Raw genomic sequence first — 9535 nt, forward strand, 5'->3', positions numbered from 1 at the left:
AAACGACTCAACTTCTTCCCGGATGGGCTCTTAGGCTTCAAGGAATGCCCCGAATCGCTCAGCCGACGAAACGCCGGGCAGGACGCGTAGCGGCGGCACACTGGGCGCGGGAAGCCGCCCCCGCACAGCTCGGCCAGCGCCGGGACGGGCGATCGTTTTGTCGGCGAACGACCTCAGACCGGCATCGCCGGCCCGGACCCGATCACGCCGGCACGACCTCCGACTCGAAGCACTCGATCACGTCGCCCTCGCGGATGTCGTGGTAGTTCGCGAAGGCCATGCCGCACTCGTAGCCCTTCGCCACCTCGCGCACGTCGTCCTTGAAGCGCCTGAGCTGGCTGAGCTCGCCCGTGTGGACCACCACGTTGTCGCGCAACAGCCGCACGCCCGCACCACGCTTCACCAGACCATCGGTGACCATGCAGCCGGCCACCTTCCCGACCTTGGTGATCTCGAACACCTTGCGGATCTCGGCATAGCCCAGGAACTTCTCGCGGTGCTTGGGCGCCTGCTTGCCCTTCACCAGGTTCTCGATGTCGTCGGCGACGTCGTAGATGATCGAGTAGTAGCGGATGTCCACCCCGTCGCGCGTCGCGAGGTCGCGCGCCTGGCTGGTCGCGCGCACGTTGAAGGCGACGATCACCGCATCCGACGCCTTGGCGAGCTGCACGTCGCTCTCGGTGATCTGGCCGACCGCGGTGTGCAGCACGCGCACGCGCACCTCGTCGTTGCCGAGCTTCTGCACGGTGGCCTGGATCGCCTCCGCGCTGCCCTGCACGTCGGCCTTGACGACGACGGCCACTTCCTTCTGCTCGCCCGCCTGGATGCGCGCGAGCATCTGGTCGAGCGTGCCGCGCGCGGCAGCCGAGCCGGCGGCGGCCTTGTCGCGGATCTTGCGCTGGCGGAACTCGCTGATCTCGCGCGCCCGGCCCTCGTTCTCGACCGCGACGAAGGGCTCGCCCGCCGAGGGCACGCCGGCAAGGCCGAGGATCTCGACCGGCATCGACGGCGGCGCGTCCTTCAGCGGGCGCGCCTTGTCGTCCAGCATCGCGCGCACACGGCCCCACTCGGCGCCGGCGACGACGATGTCGCCCTGGCGCAGCGTGCCCTTCTGAACCAGCACGGTCGCCACCGGGCCGCGGCCGCGGTCGAGCTTGCTCTCGATCACCGTGCCCTCGGCAGCGCGGTTGGGGTTCGCCTTCAGGTCAAGGATCTCGGCCTGGAGCAGGATCGCCTCCTCCAGCCTGTCGAGATTGGTCCTCTTCAGCGCCGAGACCTCGACATCGATGGTCTCGCCGCCCATCGCCTCGACCACGACCTCGTGCTGCAGCAGGTCGGTGCGCACCCGCTCGGGCTTCGCATCCGGCTTGTCGATCTTGTTGATCGCCACGATGATCGGCGCATTCGCCGCGCGCGCGTGGCGGATCGCCTCGATGGTCTGCGGCATCACGCCGTCATCGGCCGCCACCACCAGCACGACGATGTCGGTGACGGAGGCGCCGCGCGCGCGCATCGCCGTGAACGCCTCGTGGCCCGGCGTGTCGATGAAGGTGATCCTCTGCCTGGACGGCAGCTCGACCTGGTAGGCGCCGATATGCTGGGTGATGCCGCCCGCCTCGCCGGCGGCGACATCGGTCTGGCGCAGCGCGTCGAGCAGCGAGGTCTTGCCGTGATCGACATGGCCCATCACGGTCACGACCGGCGGGCGCGGCCGCAGATCCGCATCGACATCCGCCGCGCCTTCGAGCCCCAGCTCGACATCGCTCTCGCTCACGCGCTTGGGCTTGTGGCCGAGCTCGGTGACGACGAGTTCCGCGGTGTCGGCATCCAGGCTCTGGGTGATGGTCGCCATCACGCCCAGGCGCATCAGCGCCTTGATCACGTCCGCGCCGCGCATCGCCATGCGCGCGGCGAGATCCTGCACGGTGATCGCCTCGGGGATGATCACCTCGCGCACCACGCGGCTGCCCTCGGCGCGCAGCCGGTCACGCTCGGCCTGCTGGCGCTCGCGCTCGCGCTGGCGGCGGAACGAGGCGAGGCTGCGGACGCGCTCGTCCTCGTCGCTGAGCGCGGCGGCGACGTTGACGCGGCCGGCGCGGCGGTCACGGTCGGGCAGGCCCCTCTTGGCGGGCGTGAGAGTGGGCTTCTTGGGCGCGCCCGGCGCCGCGCCGGGGCGGCGGACAGGTCGGGCCTCGTCCTCCTCCTCGGCGCCGCGCAGGCGCAGCGTCTCGGGGCGCGCGGGCGTGGCACCGGCAGGGGCCGGGGCAGGGGCGACGGCGCGGCCGCGCGCCTCGGCGCGCTCCGCGGCGGCCTCGGCACGGCGCTTGACCTCGACGTCCTCGACCTTGCGCTTGGCCTCCTCCTCGGCGCGGCGCTTGGCCTCCTCCTCGGCGCGGCGCTTGGCCTCGGCCTCGGCGGCCAGACGCGCCTGCTCCTCGGTCTGGCGGCGCGCCTCCTCCTCGGCCTTGCGGCGCGCCTCCTCGGCGGCGGAGAGCACGGAGATCGACTGCGCCTCGGCCTCGCGGCGGCGCTGCTCGCGCATCTCCTCCTCGAGCGCGCGCTGGCGGGCGGCGCGCTCCTCGGTGGTGAGCTGGCGCGGCGCGGCGGAGGGCCGGGGCTGGGGCGCGCGGGCGGGGCCGGACGGCGCGGGGCCGGACGGCGCCGGCGACGGGGCGGCCTTCGCGGTCGCGGCGCCCGGCGCGACCACGCGCTTCTTCACCACCTCGACCTGCACGACCTTGCTGCGGCCATGCGGGAAGCTCTGGCGTACGCTGCCGGCATCGACGGTCTTGCCGAGCTCAAGGCGGCCGCGGCCAAGTGACAGCCGGCCCTTGCCCTGTTCCTGCTCGTTGGTTTCGCTCATCCGATCAGCCGGTCCCGTTCCCGTCATCCGTTGACTGCGCATCGCCCCGCACACCGGCGAGCCGCGATGTCTCCGTCGCGATCGCCCGGGCGAGCCGGCCCGGCATGATCGCGACATGAACCACGTGGTCGCGCGCGAACACGGCCCCGAGTTCGGCGGCGGTCAGCGGCGCGACCACCGGCACCGAGGCCCCCGCCAGCAGCTTGCGCCGCCCGTCCGGTGCGCCGTCGCGCGCCTCCACCACCAGCCCGGCCCGGCCGGACGCGACCCAGTCGCGCGCCACCACGAACCCAGCCACCGCCTGTCCCGCCCGCCGCGCGAGGCCGAGCAGGTCGGCCACCCGGCGCTCCAGCCCGGCGACCAGACGCGGCCGCAGATCGTCGGGAACCGTCACCCGTGCCTTCGCCGCGCGCGCGAAAGACTGTCCGAGCCTGCGGTCTTCTAGCACAGACCCTTGCGCGCTCAACCACATTCCCCGTCCGGGCAGCCGTGCGGCAAGGTCGGGCACCACCTGCCCGTCCGGCCCGACGACGAAGCGGATCATCGCCTCCTTGGCCTGGCGCGCGCCGGTGAGCACGCAGCGGCGGGTCGGCCCGGTCTCGGGCTCCTCCGCGGCGGCGTCGGGGGCGGCGAGCATCGGCGTGGCGCGATCCTCCGCTCAGCCCTGCTCCGGTTTCGCGGAGCCGGCCTCCTCGCCCTCGAACCAGTGGGCGCGGGCAGCCATGATCACGGCGTTGGCGGTCTCCTCGTCCATCGCCTCCGCGCCGAGGATCTCGATCAGCTCGTCCGAGGCGAGGTCGGCGAGATCATCCAGCGTCTTCACCCCCTTCTCGCCGAGCGCGACGAGCTGGGCCGGAGTGAAGGGGTGGGCGGCGGCAACCTCGTCGGTGACGCCAAGCTCGCGGTACTTCTCGGTGAGTGCCGCGTCGCGCCTGGAGATGAACTCCTCGGCGCGGCGCTTCAGCTCGGCGGCGATGTCCTCGTCGAAGCCCTCGATCGCGCCGAGCTCCTCGAGCGGCACCATCACGAGATCCTCGACCGAGACGAAGCCCTCGGTCACCAGCAGGCCGGCGATCACGTCGTCGACGTCGAGCGCCTCGACGAACAGGGCGGAGCGGCGCTTGAACTCCTCCTGGCGGCGCTCGGACTCCTCGGCCTCGGTCAGGATGTCGATGTCCCAGCGCGTGAGCTGCGAGGCGAGCCGCACGTTCTGGCCGCGCCGTCCGATCGCGAGGCTGAGCTGGTCGTCGGGCACCACCACCTCGATGCGCCGGCCCTCCTCGTCGAGCACGACCTTGGAGACCTCGGCCGGCGCGAGCGCGTTCACGACGAAGGTCGCGGGGTCGGCCGACCAGGGGATGATGTCGATCTTCTCGCCCTGGAGCTCCTGCACCACGGCCTGGACGCGGCTGCCGCGCATGCCGACGCAGGCGCCGACGGGATCGATCGAGGAGTCGTGGCTGATCACCGCCATCTTGGCGCGGCTGCCGGGATCGCGCGCGACCGCCTTGATCTCGATGATGCCGTCGTAGATCTCCGGCACCTCCTGCGCAAACAGCCGCGCGAGGAAGCTCGGATGCGTGCGGCTGAGGAAGATCTGCGGCCCGCGCGTCTCCTCGCGCACGTCGTAGATGTAGGCGCGCACGCGGTCGCCGTTGCGGTAGCTCTCGCGCGGAATGAGCTCGTCACGCCGCAGCAACGCCTCGGCGCGGCCGAGATCCACCATCAGGTTGCCGTACTCGGTGCGCTTGACGATGCCGTTGACGATCTCGCCGACGCGGTCCTTGTACTCGTTGAACTGGCGCTTCCTTTCGTACTCGCGCACGCGCTGCACGATCACCTGCTTGGCGGTCTGCGCGGCGATGCGGCCGAAATCGATCGGCGGCAGCGGATCGACGATGAACTCGCCGGCGCCGATGCCCGGCCTGATCTTCTGCGCGATCGCGAGCGGGATCTGGGTCGACTCGTTCTCCACCGTCTCGACCACCTCGGTCCAGCGGCTGAGCTTCACCTCGCCGGTCTTGCGGTCGATGGTGGCGCGGATGTCCTTCTCGTGGCCGTACTTGGCGCGGCCGGCCTTCTGGATGGCCTGCTCCATCGCCTCGAGCACTTCCTCGCGCTCGATCGTCTTCTCGCGCGCGACCGCATCGGCGACCTGGAGCAGTTCGGGGCGGGCGATGGCGATGTCCATGGGTCCCTCGGATGGTCAGTTGGTGGCCGGCTTCGGCCGGCTTGCGTCGATCAGGGCGTCGGTCAGCACGAGCCGGGCGGAGCGGATGTCGGCGAGCGGCAGATGCACTTCCGTGCCGTCGTCGAGCCGGAGCCGCGCGGCCCCGCCGGGCTCGGCGCCGAGGACCACGCCGGAGAAGCGCTTCCGCCCGTCGATCGGCATCGCCATCTCGACACGCGCGAGGTGGCCGGCGAAGCGGTTCCAGTCCTTCGCGCGCGTGAGCGGCCGGTCGATCCCGGGCGAGGACACTTCCAGCACATAGCCCGAGCGGATCGGGTCCTCGACATCGAGGATCGCCGAGACCTGATGGCTGATCGCCTCGCAGTCCTCGACCGTGATCGAGGCCGCGTCGGCGCGGTCGGCCATGATCTGCAGCGTGGGGCGCTCCTTGCCGCTGAGCCGGACGCGGACGAGTTCGTAGCCCATCGCTTCGAGCGAGGGCGCGATCAGGGCAGCGACCTTGGCTTCGACGCCCTCGTGGCGTGGCGTGTCGTTCAAAATCAAAAAGGCGGCCCCGTTTCCGAGGCCACCCTCCATCAGTCCGGCAGGTGTTGTGGGTCAGATACGCCGGGGGACGGGGGATTGCAAGGGCTGGGGCCGGGCCGGGTTTGCGTTGCGGCCGGACGCGGGACAGCCTTACGCTCGCGGCATGAAGCGGATGCGGAGCCTTGCCGCGTCGCTCGCCGGGCTGCTCATTGCCGTGGTGCTGACGCTGGCGCCGCCGCTCGCGGCGCAGGAGGACGATCCCGGGCCGCCGCCGGCCTGGATGGTCGAGGGGGTGCTCGCGGCCGCCGCGGACCCAGCGGCGCGGGACGGGGTCATGCGGGTGCAGGGGGTCGACTGGCTGCTGCCGGTCCTGCCGCCGGGCGACCGCAGGGACGCGCTGGTCGCCGCCGCTCTGGCAGGCCTCGTGGACGTCACTCCCGGTGCGGAGCGCTCGAGGCTGCCCTGGCTTCTCACCCGCCTGCCGCCGGACGCGATCACGCAGGACGTCGTCGACGCTCTCCTCGCGCGCCTTGATCCGGCGGTCGAGCCCGACGGCGCGGTGCGAAACAACGTGGCCGTGGTGCTTGCGCACCTGCCCGAGCGCTACGCGACGGCGGCGCTGGCGCTGACGGTGCTGACCCGGATCGGCGTCGAGCCGCACAGCAATCCGCGCAACGCCCTCGCGCGCCTGTTCGAGTCGCTTCCGACGACGGGTTGGACGCCGGCCGTCCGTGCCGCGCTGCTGGAGCGGCTTGCGCAGGCGAGGGAGCGCGACGCGTTCCATGAAGTGCGGCGAGCCACGCTCAGTGCGCTGGGCCGCCTGCCGCCGGAGCTGTTGTCCGCGGAGGTCGCGGCCGTGGTCGCACGCGATCTCGCGCCCGATGGTCCGTTCTATCGTTCCGCCGGCTGGGCCCTGCGGCAGATGCCGGAGGAGATCGCGCTCGCGGCGGTTTCGCCCGAGTTCGTCGGTCGGCTGGTCGCCGGACTGGCGCCCGCGCATGACGCTTCCTCCAGCGCGCGCGCGAACGCGGCGCGCGTGCTCAGCCAAATCCCCGGCGGCCGGATCACGCAGCAGGTCGTTGCGGCCTTGCTCGCGCGGCTCGATCCCGCCGCTGAGCCCGACTACATCATGCGCATGGCGTCGCTGCAGGCGCTGGCGAACCACGCCACCCATCCGCTCGTCGCCGTGCACGCGCCCAGGCTCGCCGCGGCGGCCGACCCTGCACGCGAACCCGATAACCGCGTCCGGCGGGAGGCGCTCCAGGCCCTGCGCTCCTTTGGGACGTCTCCCTTGCCGCCCCGGGACATTGCACAGCTGAGCGCGCGGCTCGATCCCGAGGCGGAGCCGGACGCCTTCGTCCGAAGCGAAGCGGCCCGGACGCTCGCGATGCGCTCGGCCGGGGAGGTCTCTCGCCCCGTCGTTGAACGCCTGCTCCGCTCGCTCGAACCGCGCCACGAGCCGGACAGCCGTGTCCGCTCGTCGGCCGCCTACAGCGTCGCGCGCCTCCCGGCCACGGTGATCGATCCGGGCGCGATCGAGACCCTGATCCGCTCCCTTGATGAGACACACGAGCCGGACGGTGGCGTGCGCCGGGGTGCGGCCTGGTCGCTGCGCGAGTTGATGCCGGATGATCCGTCGCCGCTGGTCATCGACACCCTGCGCGGCCGTCTCGATCCGGCGCGCGAACCCGACGCGGGAACCCGGTCGCAGGCCGCCCAGGCGCTGCTGCGGCTGCCCGGGCGGGCGCTGACGCCCCCTCTGCTCGACCTGCTGCTCAGGCGGCTTGATCCGGCCTTCGAGCCGAGCGGGGATGCTCGCGTCAGGACGGCCTGGGCGCTCGCACCCCTCAACGATTCTCGGGTGCAGGCCGCCCTGACCGAGGCGTTCGTCGCCGCGAGGACACGCGGCGCGGCCTGGGGTCCGGGCATCCTCCGCAACGCTGAGCCGCTCCGCCCCCGCCACCTGCTCACGCTGCTCGACCATGCGCTGCGCGAGCGACAGCACGACATGCCGATGTGGCGCGCCCTCGCCCACATCCTCACCGGCGGCGATCCGCACAGCGAGCCCACGCTGCTGCTGCGCTGGCTCGGCCAGCCGGCCACGCGGCCGCTCGATGCGCTGGCCGGCGATCCGGCGCAGGCGCATCGCGTGCTCACCGTGCTGCTGCGCCACTGGGACGCAATGCCTGCCGGGCCGCTGCATGAGGAGGCCGAGCGCGTCGTCGCGCTGATCGCCGAGCGCGCCTGTGCCCTGCCCGACGGCACGCGCGAACCCGGTGCGGTCCTGTCCGGCGCGCTCCGCTGGCTCGCACGCCTGCCGCTCGACGGGCCGGTGCGGCGCTGCTGGAACGACGATCAGGCCATCACCATCGCCGCGCTGCGCGACCAGCTCGCCGGGCGCAGCCCTGCCGGTGCCCGGATGCTCGCGGATCAGCTCGCGCGCGACGCGGCCGCGCCGTTCTGGCAGGGCGTCACCTGGGCGGCCGGCGGGTGGATCGTGTTCTGGGGCGCCTTCGTCGTCGCCTTCCCATGGTCGCGCACGGTGCAGGCCGCGTTCCTGTTCAGCCCCGTGGTGCGGCGCTATCTCAGCCTTGGCGTGGTGCCGCTGCTGCTGCTGGTCGTCCCGCCGCTGCGCCGGCGCCTGCTCGCACCGTTCCGTGACGACCTGCTGGCGGAGGCGAAGCTCGACGATCTCGCCGCGCTCGGCTTCTTCGGCCAGGGCCAGGCGCGGCGCGGGACCGCGCCGCCGCAGCCGGTGCAGGAGATGCTCGGCAGCCTCGACGGCGTCGTCGTGCTCCGCGGCGAGGCAGGGCTCGGCAAGACGAGCGCGCTGCGCTGGCTGGCGGCGAGCACGCGCGGGCCGGTCGCGTTCCTGCACGCGCGCGACTGCCATGCGGGTGTCGCAGCAGCGGTCGCCGCGCTGATGAAGGGCGTGCAGGAGACGGATTTCGTGCGCGGCATGGTGCATGCGGGCACGCTCGGCGTGATCATCGACGGGCTCAATGAGGTCTCGGCTGCGACGCGCGAGCGCGTGCGCTCGTTCGCGGCCGCGAACCGCAAGGGGCGCATCGTGATCGGCACGCAGCCGATCGAGTGGACGCCGCCCGCCGGTGCGGCGGTGATCGACCTTCTGCCGCTCGCGCGCGACGAGGCGGAGGCGTTCCTGCTCTCGCGCCCGGTCGGGGCGGATGCGTCGCAAAGGGTGCACGGCGCGGCGTACCAGGACGCGGTGCGCGCGTTCCTGCGCCGCGCGCTCGACGAGGCGCCGACCGAGCCCGAGCGCGAGGCGGCGGCGCTCGTGCTGTCGAACCCGTTCGATCTCGCCTTCGCCGCCGATCTGATCGCCCAGGGCGCAGCGCCAAGCGCCACCGGCCTGATCGACGAGGCATTCCGGCTCGCCGATGAGGGGCCGGGCAATGACAGCTACCGCGCCAAGGCGGGGCGCCCGTTCCCGCTGGTGCCGTTCGGCCGCCACGCGGTGGCGATGCGCGAAGAGGACCGCAACTGGCTCGGCGCCGGCGCGTTCGAGGCGGAGCGGCCATGCTTGCTCGAGCGCAAGCTGCTGGTGCGCCGGGCGGTACGGCGCGCGGCCGACGACACCGAGGACCGCGAGATGTTCCGCCACGACCGCGTCTGGGACTTCTTCATTGCCGCCGCGTTCCGGGCGGATGCGGCGCTGCTCGACGCGCATCTCGACGATCCGCGCTTCCGCGGCGCCTATCTGCGGATCGCCGAGACCTGGCCGCCGGAGGCCGCGAAGGCGGTGCGCGACCTGCTGGTGGTGAACGCGGCGCGCACCAACGACAACACCACCAGCAACGAGTTCGTGCGCCGCCTGCAGGCGCGCCTGACGGCCTAGCGCCGTCGTGATGGAGGGGGGTCTGGGGGGACCACCGTGGTCCCCCCCGCGCTATTTAGCGGGGTTCCCGTCCCCATACAGCCCGCACAGCGCCTCG

Annotated in this window: 5 protein-coding genes; 1 reads left to right on the forward strand and 4 read right to left on the reverse strand. The window is 72.6% G+C overall.

All coding sequences use genetic code 11. The features are described 5' to 3' along the window. Window positions 1-202: 202 nt before the first annotated feature. Genes infB through rimP form a run of 4 tightly spaced genes read right to left on the reverse strand, consistent with a single transcriptional unit; the run spans window position 203 to window position 5630 of the window. Window positions 203-2863, reverse strand: a complete 2661-nt coding sequence (gene infB / locus ACTIFU_RS03135; protein WP_439576830.1) for a translation initiation factor IF-2 — start codon at window positions 2861-2863, stop codon at window positions 203-205. 4 nt (window positions 2864-2867) lie between these two features. Continuing rightward, the gene (locus ACTIFU_RS03140; RefSeq protein ID WP_439576831.1) at window positions 2868-3500 is read right to left on the reverse strand and encodes an RNA-binding protein; all 633 of its coding nucleotides are present in this window, start codon (window positions 3498-3500) and stop codon (window positions 2868-2870) included. Window positions 3501-3521: 21 nt separating this feature from the next. Further along, window positions 3522-5054, reverse strand: coding sequence for a transcription termination factor NusA (nusA, locus tag ACTIFU_RS03145; protein ID WP_439576832.1), 1533 nt, complete (start codon window positions 5052-5054; stop codon window positions 3522-3524). 15 nt (window positions 5055-5069) lie between these two features. Further along, window positions 5070-5630, reverse strand: a complete 561-nt coding sequence (gene rimP / locus ACTIFU_RS03150; RefSeq protein WP_439576833.1) for a ribosome maturation factor RimP — start codon at window positions 5628-5630, stop codon at window positions 5070-5072. Window positions 5631-5742: 112 nt separating this feature from the next. Between rimP and ACTIFU_RS03155 the strand changes: the two genes are divergently transcribed. After that, window positions 5743-9438: a hypothetical protein gene (locus ACTIFU_RS03155; RefSeq protein ID WP_439576834.1), complete on the forward strand. Its 3696-nt coding sequence runs from the start codon at window positions 5743-5745 to the stop codon at window positions 9436-9438. Window positions 9439-9535 lie beyond the last annotated feature (97 nt).

This window comes from Elioraea sp. (assembly GCF_051860475.1).
Classification (GTDB): Bacteria; Pseudomonadota; Alphaproteobacteria; order Acetobacterales; family Acetobacteraceae; genus Elioraea.